The sequence below is a fragment of the Bradyrhizobium sp. AUGA SZCCT0177 genome (genome assembly GCF_018130125.1).
In the GTDB taxonomy this organism is placed as follows: domain Bacteria; phylum Pseudomonadota; class Alphaproteobacteria; order Rhizobiales; family Xanthobacteraceae; genus Bradyrhizobium.
Genome location: NZ_JAFCMA010000016.1, coordinates 139,990 through 158,738, shown reverse-complemented (window position 1 = coordinate 158,738; position 18,749 = coordinate 139,990). Strand labels below are relative to the sequence as shown.

13 protein-coding genes and 1 pseudogene are annotated in these 18,749 nt (G+C 63.7%); 3 read left to right on the top strand and 11 right to left on the bottom strand.

All coding sequences use genetic code 11. The annotated features are described in order from the left end of the window. Positions 1-188 precede the first annotated feature (188 nt). From JQ597_RS20140 to JQ597_RS20130, 3 genes are all read right to left on the bottom strand, one after another. On the bottom strand, positions 189-641 hold the full coding sequence (locus JQ597_RS20140) for a hypothetical protein (protein ID WP_212265947.1): 453 nt from the start codon (positions 639-641) through the stop codon (positions 189-191). Positions 642-757: 116 nt separating this feature from the next. Further along, complete coding sequence (locus JQ597_RS20135; protein WP_249133197.1) at positions 758-1,348, bottom strand: hypothetical protein; 591 nt, start codon at positions 1,346-1,348, stop codon at positions 758-760. Positions 1,349-1,429: 81 nt separating this feature from the next. Further along, a complete protein-coding gene (locus tag JQ597_RS20130) occupies positions 1,430-2,023 on the bottom strand; it encodes a hypothetical protein (protein WP_212265946.1) in 594 nt (197 codons plus the stop codon). Positions 2,024-2,147: 124 nt separating this feature from the next. On the opposite strand from JQ597_RS20130, the gene JQ597_RS20125 reads away from it, so the two are divergent. Then, positions 2,148-2,441: an antibiotic biosynthesis monooxygenase gene (locus JQ597_RS20125; protein ID WP_192734137.1), complete on the top strand. Its 294-nt coding sequence runs from the start codon at positions 2,148-2,150 to the stop codon at positions 2,439-2,441. Positions 2,442-2,527: 86 nt separating this feature from the next. Here the strand turns inward: JQ597_RS20125 and JQ597_RS20120 are convergent, their stop codons facing one another. The 4 genes from JQ597_RS20120 to rpe form a co-directional block, all read right to left on the bottom strand. Beyond that, complete coding sequence (locus tag JQ597_RS20120; RefSeq protein ID WP_212265945.1) at positions 2,528-2,911, bottom strand: ATP-binding cassette domain-containing protein; 384 nt, start codon at positions 2,909-2,911, stop codon at positions 2,528-2,530. Beyond that, on the bottom strand, positions 2,883-3,116 hold the full coding sequence (locus JQ597_RS38105; RefSeq protein WP_283813438.1) for a hypothetical protein: 234 nt from the start codon (positions 3,114-3,116) through the stop codon (positions 2,883-2,885). The genes JQ597_RS20120 and JQ597_RS38105 overlap by 29 nt, the downstream gene beginning before the upstream one ends. A gap of 17 nt (positions 3,117-3,133) precedes the next feature. Beyond that, on the bottom strand, positions 3,134-4,231 hold the full coding sequence (locus tag JQ597_RS20110; protein ID WP_212265944.1) for an ABC transporter transmembrane domain-containing protein: 1,098 nt from the start codon (positions 4,229-4,231) through the stop codon (positions 3,134-3,136). 308 nt (positions 4,232-4,539) lie between these two features. Then, positions 4,540-5,241, bottom strand: a complete 702-nt coding sequence (rpe, locus tag JQ597_RS20105; RefSeq protein WP_212265943.1) for a ribulose-phosphate 3-epimerase — start codon at positions 5,239-5,241, stop codon at positions 4,540-4,542. A 263-nt stretch (positions 5,242-5,504) separates the two neighbouring features. Here rpe and JQ597_RS20100 point away from each other — a divergent pair, with 263 nt between their 5' ends. Continuing rightward, on the top strand, positions 5,505-6,245 hold the full coding sequence (locus JQ597_RS20100) for an EF-hand domain-containing protein (protein ID WP_212265942.1): 741 nt from the start codon (positions 5,505-5,507) through the stop codon (positions 6,243-6,245). A 35-nt stretch (positions 6,246-6,280) separates the two neighbouring features. Here the strand turns inward: JQ597_RS20100 and JQ597_RS20095 are convergent, their stop codons facing one another. Next, on the bottom strand, positions 6,281-7,276 hold the full coding sequence (locus JQ597_RS20095; RefSeq protein ID WP_212265941.1) for a P1 family peptidase: 996 nt from the start codon (positions 7,274-7,276) through the stop codon (positions 6,281-6,283). Between the two features lie 83 nt (positions 7,277-7,359). Beyond that, positions 7,360-10,140, bottom strand: a complete 2,781-nt coding sequence (locus JQ597_RS20090) for a PAS domain S-box protein (RefSeq protein WP_212265940.1) — start codon at positions 10,138-10,140, stop codon at positions 7,360-7,362. Positions 10,141-10,502: 362 nt separating this feature from the next. On the opposite strand from JQ597_RS20090, the gene JQ597_RS20085 reads away from it, so the two are divergent. Then, positions 10,503-10,904, top strand: coding sequence for a response regulator (locus JQ597_RS20085; RefSeq protein WP_212265939.1), 402 nt, complete (start codon positions 10,503-10,505; stop codon positions 10,902-10,904). Positions 10,905-10,919: 15 nt separating this feature from the next. On the opposite strand, the gene JQ597_RS20080 is transcribed toward JQ597_RS20085, so the two are convergent. Continuing rightward, on the bottom strand, positions 10,920-12,422 hold the full coding sequence (locus tag JQ597_RS20080) for an HWE histidine kinase domain-containing protein (protein WP_212265938.1): 1,503 nt from the start codon (positions 12,420-12,422) through the stop codon (positions 10,920-10,922). A 14-nt stretch (positions 12,423-12,436) separates the two neighbouring features. Then, positions 12,437-18,631: pseudogene (locus JQ597_RS20075) on the bottom strand (HAMP domain-containing protein); the annotation flags it as partial. Between the last annotated feature and the right edge of the window lie 118 nt (positions 18,632-18,749).

Genomic DNA, 18,749 nt, shown 5'->3' with positions numbered 1-18,749 from the left:
CTCCGCGAAATTCGGAAGCGCGTTGTGCGCGATTTGCCTGAATCCGTGAAGACCGGACTTCTACGGTAGGCCGCACGAAGTTTGTGCATGCGGCGGCGCAATATGAATTGCTGCAGGTGCGCTGCGTAACCTGCGTCACGGCATTATTCGCGAGCCCGCGGGTTGTCGATGTCAGCTACGCGCCGGACTCACTCGAGCGTCTGCACAGGCGGTGGTGACGTTGCCGCTGGCGCTGCTGTCGTTGCCGCAGGCGCCGATGCCGCCGCCGAAGGCGCCGGTGGCCTCGCGCTCGGCGCTGCATTGCTGGCTTCGTTCCTGGTCGTCGCGACACGCGCATCTCTTTCGACGCGAGCGGCGGCGGGCCTGGTTTCGCGGGCAACTTCCGCTCTTGCGCCACGCACGCGCTCTTTCGAGGCCTGCCGGCGCGGACGCTGCGATCCGGATCGATCAATGCCCCAGGACCGTGCGATCGCCGGTCCCGCCGAATAGCCGATAAATGCCCCGGCGACCGCGCCAATCGGCCCCAGCACCACCGCGCCCGACACCGCACCCAATGCGGCGTCGCCAGCCCGGTGCTGCGCAAAGGCTACGGAGGGCGCAAGCAGCAGGATCATGGCGGCTGCGGTGAGGGCTTTGGTCATGGGCTGGTTCCGTCGAGAATGAGCCGCGACGGTGTTACGGCTTTATGGCCAGACCATGAACCTTCGTGGCCAGACCATGAAGCTTCATGGTCAAGACGATGACACTTCGGGTTCCATCAGCCGCGAGCGGAACCCTGGCGAGTGCCAGCCGACCGGGCCGCGTCTTCGCGACGTGCACGCTCGAGGATATCGCGCACCGCTACGGCGTCTCGAATGCAGTGAAACCCGTAATGGCCGGTGTAAGCGGTATCGGAAGCACGGGACGAAATGCCGGACGCGAAAAACAGGGTGCAGGGGCGTCCGCGGCCAATGTCGAGAATCTCGAAGGTCGCGTCCATATCGCTGAACAAAGTGTCGGTTACGGTTGGCTTGCTGCCGAAGGTGCGTACGATCAGCGCGCGGCGATTGGTGATCACGTACAGCGTCTGCAGGTCGCGCAGCAGCACCAGCAAAGGTGTGCCCACCATCGCCACCCCGAGCACCAGGAGGACCATGGCCGATTCGGCGATCCAGCCCCTGGTGAGCGCAATCGCGACGAGAGCCAGCCAGGGAATTCCGATCCACCACAGAAATCGCCAAAACATCATGCGGGCAACGCCATCGGGCTGCCCCTGCCACAGCACGCGCTCGCCGCGCTGAAGTGACTGGGCCAGCAGCCATCGCAGCTTCGCGGTAAACAGCGTCGATCGGATTTCATCCATGCTCATGCCCGTTGGTCGCTTGCAGTGCAGGAATGGTTCGGTCCGCGTCGCCACAACGTTGGATGGCGCGGTTGCGTGGCGGAAACCCTAGTCGCGGGACCTGTTTCTGCCTCGCGCGTCCGCCGCCAAACATAGGCACTGTGTGTTTCCGCTACGTGCGCGCTCGAGAATATCCCGCACAGCGGAGGGATTTCGAATGCAACGAAACCCGTAGCGGCCGGTGTAGTCGGTATCGGGCGACCGGGTCGAAACACCGGACGCGAAATTCAGGTGGCCCGCGCCGCGGCCAATGTCGAGGATTTCGAATGTCGCGTCCATGTCCTCGAACGAGGTGCCCTTGACGGTCGACTTGCCCCAGGCCGTGCGCAAAATGAGCGCGCGGCGATTGGTGATCACGCATAGCGTCTGCCAACCGTACAGCAGCATCACCAGGGGTGCCGCGATCATCATGGCGCCGGACAGCAGAAAGAACATCGCCGATTGATCGATCCAGCCTTTGGCGGTAGCGACGACGGCGAGCGTCAGCCACGGGAATCCGATCCACCACAGAAACCGCCACATCATCATGTCGGCGACGGCGTCGGGCTGGCCCTGCCAGAGCACGCGTTCGCCGCGTTGCAGTGCCCGGGCAAGCAGCCGCTGCAGCTTCGCGGAAAACAGCGTCGATCGAATTTCATCCATGCGCATGCCCGTTGGTCGCTTGCGGTACAAGGATGGTTCGGACCGCAACGTTGGATGGCGCGGTTGCTGGGGATGGCGTAATATGCGGCGTGGGGCTTCTGCTACCGGTGAAGGAGGATTTCCCATGTATGCCGCCATTCGTCAGGGCAAGGCAAAGACCGGCATGGCCGAAGAACTGGCACGCAGGATCAAGGAAGGCGCCATCCCGATCATCAGTGATGTCGAAGGTTTCATGGCCTACTACGTGGTCTATGCGCCCGACGACACCGTGACGGCGATCAGCATCTTCAACAATTACGCAGGCGCCGAGGAGTCGAACCGGCGCGGGATCGCGTGGATCGAGCAGAACCTGACGCCGCTGCTCACCGGACCAGCCACCGCCGTTGCCGGACCGGTGATCGTTCATACGCTGGCATAATTGGCAGGTTGCAGTGTGGATTGGCCGGACTGGTAAGGCGTAGCTCGCAGAGCGATAAAAGCGAGCACGCCGTACTTCGGCTTCGATCACGACGAGGCACCTTCCATGGAACGTGCATAGTCGAACCACAGGGAGGCGTACTCCGGCACGGTCTTAACGAGTTGCTCGTGCGGGCCGTCGCCGACGAGACGGCCCGCCTCGAGCACCAGGATGCGATCGGCGCTGCGCGTCGCGGCGAGATGGTGCGAGACGAGGATCAGCAGCCGGTCTCGCCCCCAGACGGCCAGCCGTTTCTCCAGCGCCACTGCGGCTTCGGCATCAAGGAAGGCGGTCGGCTCATCGAACAGCGCAAGCTTCGGATCGCGCACGACAGCCCTGGCGATGCACAGCCGCTGACGCTGCCCGCCGGACAGCGAGCGGCCACCCTCGCTCAGCTCGGCGTTAAGGCCGTCCGGCAAAGGCCTCGACAAAAACCAGCGCATCCGAGAAGACCAGGGCCTTACGCAACGCGCCATCGTCGGCATCTCGGCCGGCCGCGAGATTGTCCCGCACCGTCCCCGAGAACAGCGCCGTATCCTGATCGACCACGCCGAACCGGCCGCGCAGCCAGCGCGGGTCGTAATGCCTGAGATCGTGACCAAACACCTCAACCCGGCCGGTATAATCGCCGAGCAATCCGAGCAGGATCCGGATCAGCGTCGACTTGCCCGAGCCGTTGCGGCCGACAAGGCGACGACACCGTGCGACGGCAGCGCGACGCTGACATCATGCAGCGCCGGCCGGCTCGCTCCGGAATAAGTCAAAGACACGTTCGACAGCACGATGCCTCCGGCTGCAAATGCGCGGACGGGAGGAGCGACCGTTGCCTCCTCCCGCGGCTCGGAGACGAAATGGGCGATCCGACGGACAGCCACGTCGGCCTCCTGATAGGTTCTGTAGATGTCTCCGGCGGCGAGGATCGGTCCGGTGATCCGGCCGGCGAGCAACTGCAACGCCAGCAATTCGCCGACGGAGAGATGCCCCTGAAACATGCGCCAGCAGCCGAGGCCGACCACAAGCAATGTCAGGCCGCGCGAGACGATCTGCGACCTGACGATGAAAGCGCGGTTCAAGTCCATCAGAAGACGCAGCTTGTCCAGCATCGTGCCGGTGATGCGGTCCCATCGCCGCATACGGCCGCCTTCGAGCGCAAGCGCCTTGATGGTCGAAATGCCGTTGACACTCTCGGACAGAACATTCTGTCGCACGCCGATGCTGGCGTAATAGTCGTCCGCGGCGAGACGGAACGCGCCCAGATGTTCGCGTGTGAGGACGGCCAGCAGCGGGGTGACAACCAGCAAGGTTAGCCCGACGACGAGGTCGTAATAGAATATCAGGCCCAGCGCGACGATGGCGCCGCCGGCATCGAAGACGACGTGCGGCAGTTGATAAAGGACGAAATCGCGGACCTTCGTCGCCTGCTGAAAATGATTGAGCACGTCACCGGAGCGAAAGTCCGCCCCGTCGATGCGCGCTCGCATGAGGTGCGCGAAAACCTTGCGCGATACGCGCCGGTCGATGAAGACGACAAGCCGGATCACCAGCTTCTGACGCAAGGACGCTATCGACGCCTCAAGTCCGACAGCGGCGATCGCGGTCAGCGCGAGGCCCGCGAGCGCCCAGTCCGCCCGTCCCGCCACAATCGCGTCAACCGCCTTTTGCGTACTGATCGGAAAAACCAGACCCGTGGCGTACACCACGCCCGTCATCGTAAGGATCGATGCGACCTGGCCGCGGCGCAGCAGCAGCATGTGCCTGATCCAGCGCCAGCCAAAAGGCAACGGCTGGCCCGCTGGTTGAAGCCGATCGTGCATGGATGAAGTCCCCGGGGGAATGCCGAGCAGAAACAGCTTCGCTCGGCAATATTATGGCCGACGCGGCATTGGAGGGCCCGAATCCATGCTGGAACCACGGGTCTCAACGGTTCAAGCGTGTAGGATGGGTTGAGCTCTTCGCGAAACCCATCTTTCATCCGGGGCAGAGTTGATGGGTATCGCTTCGCTCCACCCATCCTACACGCTGGCGTGGCGATTGGCAGCGCGCGGCGGCCGGCGGCGCTCTAGATCGCTTCGCCGCGCGCCATCGCCGCCGCATTGCGGATTGCGGAAATGTTGGTCTTGTAGGCTTCCATGGTGCCGCCCTTGAACACCGCGGAGCCCGCCACCAGCGCGTTGGCGCCGGCGGCGGCAAGTTCGCCCGCGACGTCAGGACCGACGCCGCCGTCGACCTCGATATCGATCGGACGGCCCGCGGTCATCGCCCTGATGTCGCTGATTTTGCCGAGCGCCGAGCGGATGAAGGCCTGGCCGCCGAAGCCGGGATTGACCGACATGACAAGCACGAGGTCGATCAGGTCGATGACATATTCGATCGCGCTTACCGGCGTGCCCGGATTGAGCGAGACGCCGGCCTTCTTGCCGAGTGCGCGGATCGCCTGCAGCGAGCGATGCAGATGCGGACCGGCCTCGGCGTGGACGGTGATCTGGTCGCAGCCGGCCTTGGCGAAGGCTTCGAGATAGGGATCGCACGGCGCGATCATCAAATGCGCGTCGAAGATTTTCTTGGTATGCGGGCGCATCGCCTTGATGACGTCGGGGCCGTAGGAAATGTTCGGCACGAAGTGCCCGTCCATCACGTCGAGATGGATCCAGTCGGCGCCGGCGGTGTCCACCGCGCGGACTTCCTCGCCCAGTTTGGCGAAATCCGAAGCCAGGATCGACGGGGCGATGACGAGCGGACGCGACGCAAATTGCTGGGACATGTGCGCTCCCGGTGCACTTCCAAGGGACAGATTGGCCCCGCGTAACATGCAGGGCGGCCGGGGGCAATGCGGCCGCAAATGACTCCGGTCGGGCGGAAAAATGTGCCGCGGCGGGCAGCTATTGCCGATCCTGGTCCCGCCCTGGCGGCCGAGCGGGATCAGGAAAACCACGGTTTTGTTGGGTTTCTCGCCGTGGCACGGCGCTTGCTGAGGAACCGGCATGAACGAAGGGCCGCTCTGAGCGGCGTTGTTGGGGTTCTGTCATGTTGCTTGCTCTTGGTGCCGCGTCATCAGCGATCGATGCCCTGCAGGCGCTGACTTCCTCGAAGTCGTCGTCCGCCAAAGCCACCGGAACTGCCAAGACAAGCCTGTTCGACTCGTTCGCGAGTGCCTCGGCCTCGACCGGTTCGAGCAGCAGCGCTGGAGGCAACGGCGGTTCGCAGATCTCGCCGGCAACCATGAGCGCGCTGCTGGCTGCGCAAAGCCAGTCCTCGACGGGATCGACGTCGCAGGTGTCCTCGAGCCGCTCGGACGCGCTCAAGAGCCTGTTCTCGCAGATCGACGGCAATGGCGACGGCAAGATCACCAAATCGGAATTCGAAGACGCGCTCGGCGCCGGCGGCACCAATGTGGCGAAAGCCGACGACGTCTTCGGCAAGCTCGACAAGGACGGCGACGGCTCGGTCAGTCTTGGCGAATTGGCGTCGGCGCTGAAGGGCGGCAAGGGCCGCCACCATCGCGCCGCCGGCGAGAACGGATCGAATTCCGATCCCCTGATGCAGGCGCTGCAGGGTGCCTCCAGCACGTCAGTCACCAACAGCGACGGTTCGGTGACGACATCGCTGACCTATGCGGACGGTTCCAAGGTCACGATGACGTCGGCCGCATCGGCGAGCGCTTCGAGCGCCGCGACATCGTCGTATAATATCATCGAGAAGATGATCCAGCGTCAGGCCCAGGCGATTTCGGCTTCGGCCACCGCATCGCTCTCGCTCAGCGCCTGATTAACGAGACCCGGCGACGCTTCGGTAATCGCGACCTAGCCGAAGCGATCCCCCCACGCCGGTAGCGCGCCCAGAAAGGGCAGCGCGGTCGCCTGGTGGACGCCGCGCGCAATCGCGCGGGCGACCACGTTGGCCGCCACCATCCCAAGTTCGGTGAGGCCGTGCCGCGGATCGACCGGCTTCCTGCCGGTCGCAGCCGCAAACACGACGTCGCCATCGGTCGGCGCATGCACCGGGTAGATCGCACGCGCCATGCCGGTTTGGGCGATCATCGCGAGGCGCTTGGCCTGTGCTTTCGTCAGCACGGCGTCGGTAACGACAACGACCAGCGTGGTGTTTTCGCCGGAGATCGGTTCCGGGCCACCCTTGAGCCGCGCCTTCAGCATGTCCTTTGTGAATGACGGCGGCAGTCCGCGTCCGCCATACTCGTCGCCGATTTCGAACGGCGCCGCCCAGAACCACGGCCCGTCGCCGACCGTCACGCTGCCGACGGCATTGACCACCGCAAGCGCCGCCACCATGACACCGCCTTCGGTTTGCGCGGAGGCCGAGCCGAGGCCGCCCTTGAAATTGGCGGTGGTGGCGCCAAGGCCGGCGCCGACGCTGCCGAGCGCGAAATCGGTGCCCGCCGCGCAGGCGGCGGCATAGCCGAGATCGCGATAGGGCGGGAAACGTCCCCAGGCCTTGTTGCCGCCGTTGAGGAGATCGAAGCAGATCGCGCCGGGCACGATCGGAATAATCGCTTCACGGATCCGCAGGCCGCGCCCCTGTTCGGCGAGCCAGGCCTGCACGCCGCCCGCGGCATCGAGCCCAAGCGCGGAACCGCCGGAGAGCGTAATCGCGTCGACGGCCTCGACCGTGGCTTCGGGCTTGAGCAGGGCTTCATCGCGGGTGCCGGGGCCGCCGCCGCGCACATCGATCGACGCGGTAGCGGGGCTATCGAAAATGATCGCAGTCACCCCGGATGCGACGGAAGCATCGTCGGCGTGGCCGACGCGAACGCCGGAGATGTCGGTGAGAAGGTTTTTCAAGATGCCGGTCCGTTCAAGTCCGCACCGATTGCGGCCATCGATATCTGGTCATCCTCGCCGATATATCGACCGTCAACAAGGCTTCAACTGCCTAGCGCCAATCTGAACATCCTGGCGAGTTCGGACTTGCGATACGGCTTGGCGAGCAGCAGCACGCCGGAATCGAGGCGGCCGTGGTGAACGATGGCGTTTTCGGTATACCCCGATGTGTACAGGGTCTTCAGCGACGGGCGCCGTTTCAGCGCTTCGTCGACCAGCTGGCGGCCATTCATCATGCCGGGCATGATGACGTCGGTGAAGAGCAAATGCAGCGTCGGGGCGGTATCGATGATCTGCAAGGCCTCGCTGGCATTGGCCGCCTCGAGCGTGGTGTAGCCGAGGCTTTCGATCTGCGTCATCACGTAACGGCGCACCAGCGAATCGTCCTCGACGACGAGAACGGTCTCGGTGCCGCCCTCGACATTGGCTGATATCGCGGCTTCGGCGGCGGTCTGGTTCAATCCCGTGGCGCGCGGCAGGTACATCTTGACCGACGTGCCGTGGCCTTCCTCGCTGTAGATCTTGATATGGCCGCCTGACTGCTTGACGAAACCGAACACCATGCTGAGCCCGAGGCCGGTGCCCTTGCCGACCTCCTTGGTGGTGAAGAAGGGATCGAACACCCGCTCGATCAGCGCTGCGGGGATTCCGGTGCCGGTATCGCTCACCGCGACCATCACATAATGGCCGGGCACGACCTCGCTGTGCATGCCGGCGTAGTTCTCGTCGAGATAGATGTTGCCGGTCTCGAGCGCGAGCTTGCCGCCATTGGGCATGGCGTCGCGCGCGTTGAGGGCAAGGTTGAGCACCGCCGTCGATAGCTGGTTCGGATCGACCAGGGCCGTCCATGCATCCTCGGCCAGCAGCGGCGTGATCTCGACGTTTTCGCCGAGCGTCGGGTGCAGCAGTTTGGCGGCCTCCAGCACCAGCCCATTGACGTCGACTTCAACGGGCTGCAGCGGCTGCTTGCGGGCAAAGGCCAGCAGATGCTTGGTCAGGTTGGCGCCGCGTTCGGCGGCTTCGTCGATCAGCCTGGTGATGGCGACGAGTTCGGGCTTGTCGGCAACGGAGTCCTCCAGGATTCCGATGGTCCCGGTGATGACGGTCAGGATGTTGTTGAAGTCGTGCGCGACGCCGCCGGTCAGCTGGCCGATCGCGTCCATCTTCTGGATGTGCCGCAACTGGGCTTCCGCCGCCTGCTTCTCGGTGAGGTCGCGGCCGATGAAGAAATGCCGTTTCACCGGCTCTGACCACGTGCCGGTCCAGTTCAGCGTGACGGACTGCCCGTCCTTGTGGACGTAGCGGGTCTCGAAATTTCGCAGCTGGTTTCCGCGCCGCGCCGCGCGCATCTCATTGCGGGTGCTTTCGAGATCGTCGGGGTGGATGAAGTGGATGGCGCTGTTGCCGATCATTTCGGCCGGATCGTAACCGAGGATGACCTTGGCGCTCGGGCTGACCTGGATAAAATTCCCGCTGCTGTCGGTGACCAAGATGAGGTCGTGCGAGGTCTCGAAGATGCGCTGCCGTTCCTCGATTTCCTGATTGAGCGCCTTTTGCGTTCGCTTGCTTTCGGTAATGTCGCGCGCGATCTTCGATGCGCCGATAATTTCGCCGGCGGCAGAGCGGATCGGCGAGATGGTCAGCAGGACATCCACCGTTCGCCCGTCCTTGTGGATACGCACCGTTTCGAGGTCTTCGATCCCCTCGCCACGGCCGACCTGTTCGAGGATGTTGCGTACCTCGGCGCGCCGGTCGGTCGGGACAATGAGGTCGACGTGCCGGCCCACAGCTTCGATCGAAATGAATCCGAACAGGCGTTCCGCGGCGCGATTCCAGGCGGTGATGGTGCCGTCGAGCGATTTGGTGATGATGGCGTCGTTGGACGATTCCACGACCGCGCTGAAAAGACGTTCGCGTTCGGTGTGCAGGGTCCGCTCGGAAGCGGCCTGGCGGCGCAGCTTGTCGAGCAACCGCGCCAACTGGCCTTGCAGGGCGACATTGTCGATCAGGAGCACTGCGAGGACGAAACTGGCGGCACAAAGTCCGTAGATCCGGCCGGCGTAAAACCCCAGATCGAAGCGGGCCGCGTTGAGAATTCCGGACAGCGCGATGTCGTACATCCAGGCGCACATCACGACCATCAGCCAGACGTCGAGCACGGAATGCGGTCGCCGGTGCCACAGGATCAGCAGCGCTGCGAAGCTGAGAAGCACTTCCGCCGACAGGGTACCGATCAGCGTGTAGGTGAAATGTCCGCCGCTGATCATGACAGGCAGCAGGTCATGTCTGGCGGTGACGAACCAGGCGGCAAAGGATATGGCAGCCGCAACCGCAATGATGCTGCCCAGGATCGCCCGTACCTCGGATCCCGGTATTTTCGGGCCGCCATCCTTGTCTTTCAGGAACGCATAGCCGAGCACGAGAACCGGAAATACAATGTGCCAGATCTGGTAGAGCCAGGCGGTTGTCTGCGGGCCGGCATTGAGCAGCCCGGTTGGAGCAAAGACACCCGGAAAGCTCAGGGCGTGAACGATCGCAGCGGCCGCGGTGAACAAATATCCGCTAGCGAGCAGCAGCAGCGCCCGCGAGCGCAAAATCGCGAACTGCGAGAACAGCAGGATCGCGGTGATGAGATCGTTGATCGCGAGCGCGGATTGATAACTTGGAATGAAGGCCGGAACGGGGGCAAGCGGCACTCTGGCATAAACTGCCGCGATGACAAACAGAACCGTCGAGACGCCGACGACAGCGAGCGCCCGCATGCGGTCACTTTTCGTGGCCGGCAGGGTCGATAGAAAGATGTTGCGCTCGTCACCCGTCTGCATCGTCGTCTCCGGCAAACTGGCATCGAACGCGCCATCGGACCAGCTTCAAACGCGCGCACATTGACCTATCCACAGAGGCGACAGATCCGGCCGATATGCGGATATCGACCCGCAGGAGTAGCGGACACAAGCGGACCAGGGGAGCGGGGGACTCACTCGGGCGCCGGGTGGCAAAAGACTATAGCGCGTTGACGTGGAATGGAATCAACCCAAGGTTACATATTACCCGTAAGCGGTGTGCCGGAAAGACGTGTCCGGGGTAACCGTCCCTTTACCGAACGGTCGAATAATGCCGGCGGCGTTGCGCCGTCCGTCGGACTTTCATCATAAGCTGTTGCACGACCGATCCGGATTTTTTTTTAATGCCCCGCGTTCTTGTGATTGACGACCAACCCGACGTGCGCACGATGATCTCGATCGTGCTGCGGATCAACCAATTCGAAATCGTCGAAGCCGCCACCGCCGAAGCGGGATTGAAGGCATTCGAAGCTGAGGATTTCGACCTCGCGATCGTCGATATCTTCCTGCAGGGTTCGAACGGCTCCGATGTTATCGCGACGATGCGCGAACGGGTGCCCGACCTGCCTGTTGTCGCGATATCCGGCATGACGGCGCTCGACTTCCTGTCCAAATCACCTGAACTGGCTGACGTGGTCTGCCTGCAAAAGCCGTTTCGTCCGACCGACCTGATCCGCGCGATCGACGCGGCCCGGCAGGCGATGCGGCCATCGGCGGGCGCCGTTGCCGGGGCGGCGGCGCGGTAATCCGCCCTTCAGCCGTTACGGCCGGGCCGACTTTCCAACGCGTCTGCTGCCGGCTTCATCCGCCACGGTTTTCCGAGGCGGAGTCGGATCGGGCGCGGTCTGGCGCGCCAGCGGGACCAAGAGCCGGCAAACGAGACCTTCGGGGCGCCAATCGAATTCGGCCTTTCCGCCGAGTTGCGACTCGATGCTGGCGATTACGCTCCGTGTGCCAAATCCCCTTGATACCGGTTTTTCGACCACAGGCCCGCCGGTCTCCATCCAGACGAGTTCGAGAAGGCCCGACTCGAGCTCCCACTTCACCGATAGCCGGCCCGTCAACGCCGACAGGGCGCCATACTTGGCCGAATTGGTGACGAGCTCGTGCAGCGCCAAAGCCACCGTCTGCGCGGTCGCCGGTTGCAGCTGCACCTCGGCGCCGCGCAATGCGATCTGATCGCCCATCGAATATGGCGCCAGCTCTTCGTCGATCAGCTTGCCTATTTCAGCGCCTTGCCAGCTCGACAGCGAAAGCACGGTGTGCACCCGCGCGAGCGCGGTGATGCGTCCTTCCACCGAGCGGATGTAGCTCTTGACGTTTTCGCCGCGCGTCAGCCGAACGATCGACTGCGCCAGCGCCAGCGCGTTCTTGGCGCGGTGGTCGACTTCCCGGGCGAGCAGGTTTTGGCGTTCTTCGGCCTGTTTGCGTTCGGTGATGTCGACCGTCACGCCGCTGACGCGGATGACGCGGCCGTCCTTGTCGGTGCTCGCCGCAGCCGTTCCCGCGCACCAGCGCACTTCGCCATCCGGGCGGATGACGCGAAATTCCGCCTCGTACGATTTCGCGCCTCGGGCGAAACTCGCCCATGCATCGTGCAGTTCAGGAACGTCGTCCGGATGGATCAGGGCCTGAATATTGGCCGGTGTCAGCTCGATGCTGCCGGGATCGACGCCGAGAATTTGATACTGGCCCTCGTCCCACATCCAGTCGCCATTGACCCAGTCCCAGTCCCACGACCCCATCTTTCCCGCGGCGATCGCGAGACTCCGGCGCTGCTCGCTTTCCAAAAGCCGCGCATGGGATTCTTCCAGTTCGGCGGTGCGGGCGCGAACCCGATCCTCGAGCTCGACGTTGAGCCGCTCCAGCTGACGGGTCTTGCGATAGAGTTCGGCGAACACCTTGATCTTGGCGCGCAACACTTCAGGCACCACCGGCACCGGAACGTAGTCGACCGCGCCCATCTCGTAGCCGCGCAGCCGGTCCAGATCGCTGACCTGGATTGCCGAGATGAAGATCATCGCCGTCTTCTGGAAACGGGGATGTTCACGGATCATCGCGGCGAGCTCGAAACCGTCCAGTTCCGGCATGCAAACGTCGACCAGGATGATGGCGACGTCGTTCTTCAGCAGGAACTCGAGCGCCTCGCGCCCCGAGGCGGCCGAGACCAGGTTCTCTCCAAGCTCCTTCAGGATGACCTCATAGGCGAGCAGCTTTGCCGGCTGATCGTCCACCAGAAGTATGTTTACTTTCTCTTGGTCCATCATCTGCGCGCCGATCAGCGGTGGAGCCACATACGGATGGCAAGGAGCAACTGCTCGGTGTTGACGGGTTTTGCCAGATAGTCCGACGCTCCGGCCTCGAGGCACTTCTCGCGGTCGCCCTTCATCGCCTTGGCGGTCAGCGCGATGATGGGGAGGCGGCCAAACGACGGGTTCTGCCTGATGACCCCGATGGTCTGGTAGCCGTCCATCTGCGGCATCATGATATCCATCAGCACGATCGCTATCTTGGGATTGGATTCGACCAGCGCAATGGCCTCATGGCCGGTGGTCGCCGTCAGCACCTTCATGCCGCGCCGTTCCAGCACGCTCGACAGCGCGAAGATGTTACGGGCGTCGTCGTCCACCAGAAGCGCGGTCTTGCCAACGAGATCCTCATCGGAACTATTGAGCTTCTCCAGCATCCTCTGCTTCTCGACCGGCAATTCCGTGATCACACGGTGCAAAAACAGCGACGTTTCGTCGAGCAGGCGTTCCGGCGATTCCACGCCCTTGACCACGATGCTGCGGGCCATGGTGTGGAGTTCCGCGTCCTCCTCGGCGGAAAGTTCCCGCCCGGTGAACACGACCACCGGCACGTTCGAAAGCGCCTCGTCGTTGCGGATCTGGTCGAGCACCTCGAAACCGCTCATGTCCGGCAACCGCAGGTCCAGCACGACGCAGTCGCAGGGGTTGTCGCGCAGGGTCGAGAGGGCGCCGGCGCCGGTATCGGTGGTGAGGATCTCGATATCCACGTGATCGAGCAGGGCCTTGATGCTCATCTGCTCGGCGGCGTTGTCTTCCACGATCAGAAGACGCTTGCGCCGCGGCTTGGCGTATTCCTTGATCTGGGACAGTGCGGCGCTGACGCCTTCGGTCGTGGTCGGCTTGTTGACGAACGAGAATGCGCCGCGTGCCAGCGCGTGCTGGCGGTCCTCGTCGAGCGTGATGATCTGCACCGGAATGTGCCGGGTCAGCGGATTGTGCTTGAGCTGGCTGAGCACGGTCCAGCCCAGCATGTCCGGCAGGAACACATCGAGCGACACCGCCGTGGGCTGGAACTGCTTGGCGAGTTCGAGCGCTTCGGCGCCGCGATTGGCGACCAGGACCTTGAAGCCCTTGTCGCGGGCGAGATCGATCAAGACCCGCGCGTAGTGCGGATCGTCCTCGACGATCAGGAGGATGGTGTCGCCGGCCTCGAGGTTGAGCCGGTCATCCGGCAGTTGCTCGATCACCCGCTCCTGGGTCGCGGCAACCTGCAGCGCCGGCGCGGTCAGATAGGGCGACGGGGCAGGGGTGCGCGGCGCGACGGTGGGCCCGGAATATTTCAAGGGCAGATACAGGATGAAGGTGCTGCCCTTGCCCGGGGCGCTGCGCAGATGAATCTCGCCGCCGAGCAGGCTCGCAAGTTCGCGGCTGATGGCAAGGCCGAGGCCGGTGCCGCCATATTTTCGGCTGGTGCCGGCATCCGCCTGCTGGAACGCTTCGAAGATCAGCTTCTGTTTTTCCGGCGGAATGCCGATGCCGGTGTCGGTGACCTCGAAGGCGACGACCGCGGGAGCATGGTTCAGGATCGGGTGCTCCGCGCTCCATCCGCCAAGCGCGGCGGACACGGTCAGCCGCACGCCGCCTTCGGCGGTGAACTTGAACGCGTTCGACAGCAGGTTCTTCAGCACCTGCTGCAGGCGTTTGGAGTCGGTCACCATGCTGCGGGCGAGGTTTTCGTCGACGCTGATGTTGAACGAGAGCTGGCGGTTGTCGGCTTCGTGCCTGAACGGCCGGCCGACGGTTTCCAAAAGGTTCGAGGTGAGGATTTCCTCGGCATCGACCGTTACCGTTCCGGATTCGATCTTCGACAGGTCGAGAATGTCGCTGATCAGATTGAGCAGGTCGGTGCCGGCGCCGTGGATGGTGCGGGCGAATTCGACCTGTTTCGCCGACAGATTGCCGTCGGGGTTTTCGGTGAGCTGCTGGCCGAGGATCAGGATGCTGTTGAGCGGCGTGCGCAGCTCGTGCGACATGTTGGCGAGGAATTCGGACTTGTACTTCGACGTCAGCGAAAGCTCGGTCGCCTTCTCCTCGAGCGCGCGCCGCGCCTGTTCGATTTCCTGGTTCTTTCTTTCCACCTCGACGTTGCGTTCGGCGAGCTGCTGGGCCTTCTGTTCGAGCTGTTCGTTGGTCTGCTGCAGTTCCTTCTGCTGGGTCTGCAATTCGCCGGCGAGCTGCTGCGACTGCTTCAGCAGGCCTTCGGTCTGCATCGTGGCCTCGATCGAGTTGAGCACGATGCCGATGGAGTCGGTGAGTTGTTCGAGGAAGGTCATCTGCGACGTGGTGAACGAGCTGATCGAGCCGAGCTCGATGACGGCCTTCACCTGGCTTTCGAACAGCACCGGTAGCACGACGAGATTTCGCGGGACGACGCGAAGAAGGGCGGAGTTGATTGGGGTCGCATCCGCCGGAATGTCGGAAAGGATGCGCTGGCGCTTGTCCATCGCAGCTTGCCCGACCAGCCCTTCGCCGAACTGGACGACCTCCTTGTGCGGGCTGGCGCCGTCGCCGGCATAGGCCGAGAGCAGGCGAAGCTGCGGATTTTCCTCGTTCTCGACCTGGTAGATCACGCCCATATGGGCGTTCACCAGCGGAGTCAGCTCGGTCAGCAGCAGCCGGCCGACGGTTGTGAGATCGCGCTGACCCTGGAGCATGTTGGTGAATTTGGCGAGGTTGGTCTTCAGCCAGTCCTGTTCCGAGTTCACGTCCGTGGTCAGGCGGAGAGTGCCGATCATGGTGTTGATGTTGTCTTTGAGTTCGGCGAGTTCGCCGCGGGCATCGACCTGGATCGAGCGGGTAAGGTCGCCCTTTGTCACCGCGGTCGCGACCTCGGCAATGGCGCGCACCTGAGAGGTCAGATTGGCGGCGAGCAAATTGACGTTGCCGGTGAGGTCCTTCCAGGTGCCGGCGGCGCCGGGAACGTTGGCCTGGCCGCCGAGCCGTCCTTCGACGCCGACTTCGCGCGCCACCGAGGTGACCTGATCGGCGAACGTCGCCAGCGTTTCGGTCATGTTGTTGATGGTATCGGCGAGAGCGGCGACTTCGCCCTTCGATTTCACCGTCAGGTCCTGCTTCAAATCGCCGTTGGCGACCGCGGTCACCACCTTGACGATGCCGCGGACCTGTTCGGTCAAATTGGCGGCCATGAAGTTGACGGTGTCGGTGAGGTCCTTCCAGGTGCCGGCGACGCCGGGCACCTGCGCCTGTCCGCCGAGCTTGCCCTCGGTGCCGACCTCGCGCGCGACGCGGGTGACTTCGCCGGCGAACGCGTTCAGCTGATCGACCATCGTATTGATGGTGTTCTTGAGTTCGAGGATTTCGCCCTTCACGTCGACCGTGATCTTGCGCGACAAGTCGCCGCGCGCCACCGCCGTGGTGACCTCGGCGATGTTGCGGACTTGTGTGGTGAGATTGGCCGCCAGCAGGTTGACGTTGTCGGTCAGGTCCTTGAACGTTCCGCCGACGCCGGGCACCACCGCCTGGCCGCCGAGGCGTCCCTCGGTACCGACCTCGCGCGCGACGCGGGTCACTTCGGCCGCGAACGAGCGCAGCTGTTCGACCATCGTGTTCAAGGTGTCCTTGAGCAGCAGGATTTCGCCGCGCACGTCCACCGTGATCTTCTTGGACAGGTCGCCGCCGGCGATCGCGGTTGCGACCTCGGCGATGTTGCGGACCTGCGCCGTCAGGTTGGAAGCCATGAAGTTGACGTTGTCGGTGAGGTCCTTCCAGGTGCCGGCGACTTCGGGCACTTGCGCCTGGCCGCCGAGCTTGCCTTCGGTGCCGACTTCGCGCGCCACGCGCGTCACCTCGGAGGCAAAGGCGTTGAGCTGGTCGACCATCGTGTTGACGGTGTTTTTCAGTTCGAGAATCTCGCCCTTGACGTCCACCGTGATCTTCTTGGACAGATCGCCCTTCGCCACCGCCGTGGTCACTTCGGCGATGTTGCGGACCTGGCCGGTGAGGTTGCCGGCCATCGAGTTGACGTTGTCGGTAAGGTCCTTCCAGGTGCCGGCCACACCGGGCACGTTGGCCTGGCCGCCGAGCCGGCCTTCGGTGCCGACCTCGCGCGCCACGCGGGTCACTTCACCCGCGAAACGGTTGAGCTGGTCTACCATCGTGTTGAGCGTTTCCTTCAGCTGCAGGATCTCGCCGCGCACGTCCACGGTGATCTTGCGCGACAGGTCGCCGCCGGCGATGGCGGTCGCCACTTCGGCGATGTTGCGGACCTGCGCCGTCAGATTGCCGGCCATCGAGTTGACGCTGTCCGTCAAGTCCTTCCAGGTGCCGGCGACGCCGGGCACTTCGGCCTGGCCGCCGAGCTTGCCGTCGGTGCCGACCTCGCGCGCCACGCGCGTCACTTCGCCGGCAAAGGCGTTGAGCTGGTCGACCATCGTGTTCAGCGTTTCCTTGAGCTGAAGGATTTCGCCTGACACGTTCACCGTGATCTTCTTCGACAAGTCGCCCTTGGCGACGGCGGTGGCGACTTCGGCGATGTTTCGCACCTGGCCGGTGAGGTTGCTGGCCATCGAGTTGACGCTGTCGGTGAGATCCTTCCAGGTGCCGGCGACGCCGCGCACCAGCGCCTGGCCGCCGAGCTTGCCTTCGGTGCCAACCTCGCGCGCGACGCGCGTCACTTCGCCGGCAAACGCGTTGAGCTGGTCGACCATCGTGTTGACGGTGTCCTTCAGCTCCAGAATTTCGCCACGCACGTCCACCGTGATCTTCTTCGACAAGTCGCCATTGGCGACCGCCGTCGTCACTTCGGCGATGTTGCGGACCTGAGCCGTCAGGTTGCTCGCCATCGAGTTGACGCTCTCGGTGAGATCCTTCCAGGTGCCGGCGACGCCGAGCACGTTGGCCTGACCGCCGAGCCGCCCGTCGGTACCGACTTCGCGCGCGACGCGCGTCACTTCGCCGGCAAACGCGTTGAGCTGGTCGACCATCGTATTGAGCGTTTCCTTCAGCTGAAGGATTTCACCGGATACGTTGACGGTAATCTTCTTGGAAAGGTCGCCGCCCGCGATCGCGGTTGCGACGTCGGCAATGTTGCGGACCTGCGCGGTCAGGTTGGAGGCCATGAAGTTGACGTTGTCGGTGAGGTCCTTCCAGGTACCGGCGACACCGGGCACCTGGGCCTGACCGCCCAATTTGCCTTCGGTGCCGACCTCGCGCGCGACGCGCGTCACTTCCGAGGCGAAGGAGTTGAGCTGGTCCACCATCGTGTTGATGGTGTCTTTCAATTCCAGAATTTCGCCGCGGACGTCCACCGTGATCTTGCGCGAGAGGTCGCCGCGGGCGACGGCGGTGGTGACGTTGGCGATGTTGCGGACCTGCGCGGTGAGGTTGCCGCACATCGCGTTGACGGAGTCGGTGAGATCCTTCCAGGTGCCGGCGACGCCGGGCACGATCGCCTGACCGCCGAGCTTGCCGTCGGTGCCGACTTCGCGGGCCACACGTGTCACTTCGGAAGCGAACGAACGCAGCTGATCCACCATCGTATTGATGGCTTCCTTCAGCTGCAGGATCTCGCCGCGGACGTCGACCGTGATCTTTTTCGACAAGTCGCCATTGGCGACCGCGATCGTGACTTCCGCGATGTTGCGGACCTGGCCGGTGAGGTTGTTGGCCATGGAGTTGACGCTCTCGGTCAAATCCTTCCAGACGCCGGTGACTTCCGGCACCTGCGCCTGGCCGCCAAGCTTGCCCTCGGTGCCGACTTCGCGCGCCACGCGTGTCACTTCCGAGGTGAACACGCTGAGCTGTTTGATCATCGTGTTGACGATGTTGGCGGACTGCAAAAATTCGCCGCCCAGCGGGCGGCCATCGACATCGAGTTGCACGGTCTGCAGCAGGTCTCCCTGCGCCACGGCGGCGACAGCCCGGGTCACCTCGCGGGTCGGCCATAGCAAGTCGTCGATCAGGGTATTGACCGATCCTTCCATGTCCGCCCACGAGCCGCTCGAAAGATCGAATTTGACGCGTTGGCGGGTTTTGCCCTCGCGGCCGACGACCTGTCCGACCCGCTCCAGTTGCTGCGCCATTCGTTGATTGGCGGCGACGATCTCATTGAAGGTGTCGGCGATCTTGCCCTCGATGCCGAGATGATCGCCGGTCATCCGCACCGAGAAATCGCCGGAGCGCATCGCCTGCAGCGCGTGCAACAGGTCCTGCATCGGGTCGGGCGTGCCGTTGGCCTGGGCTTTGGCTTTGGAGACGCGGCGGACCGGAGATGATGCTCCAGGGGAAAGATCACTCATGGTGTCTCCTCGAGGCGATGTCGCG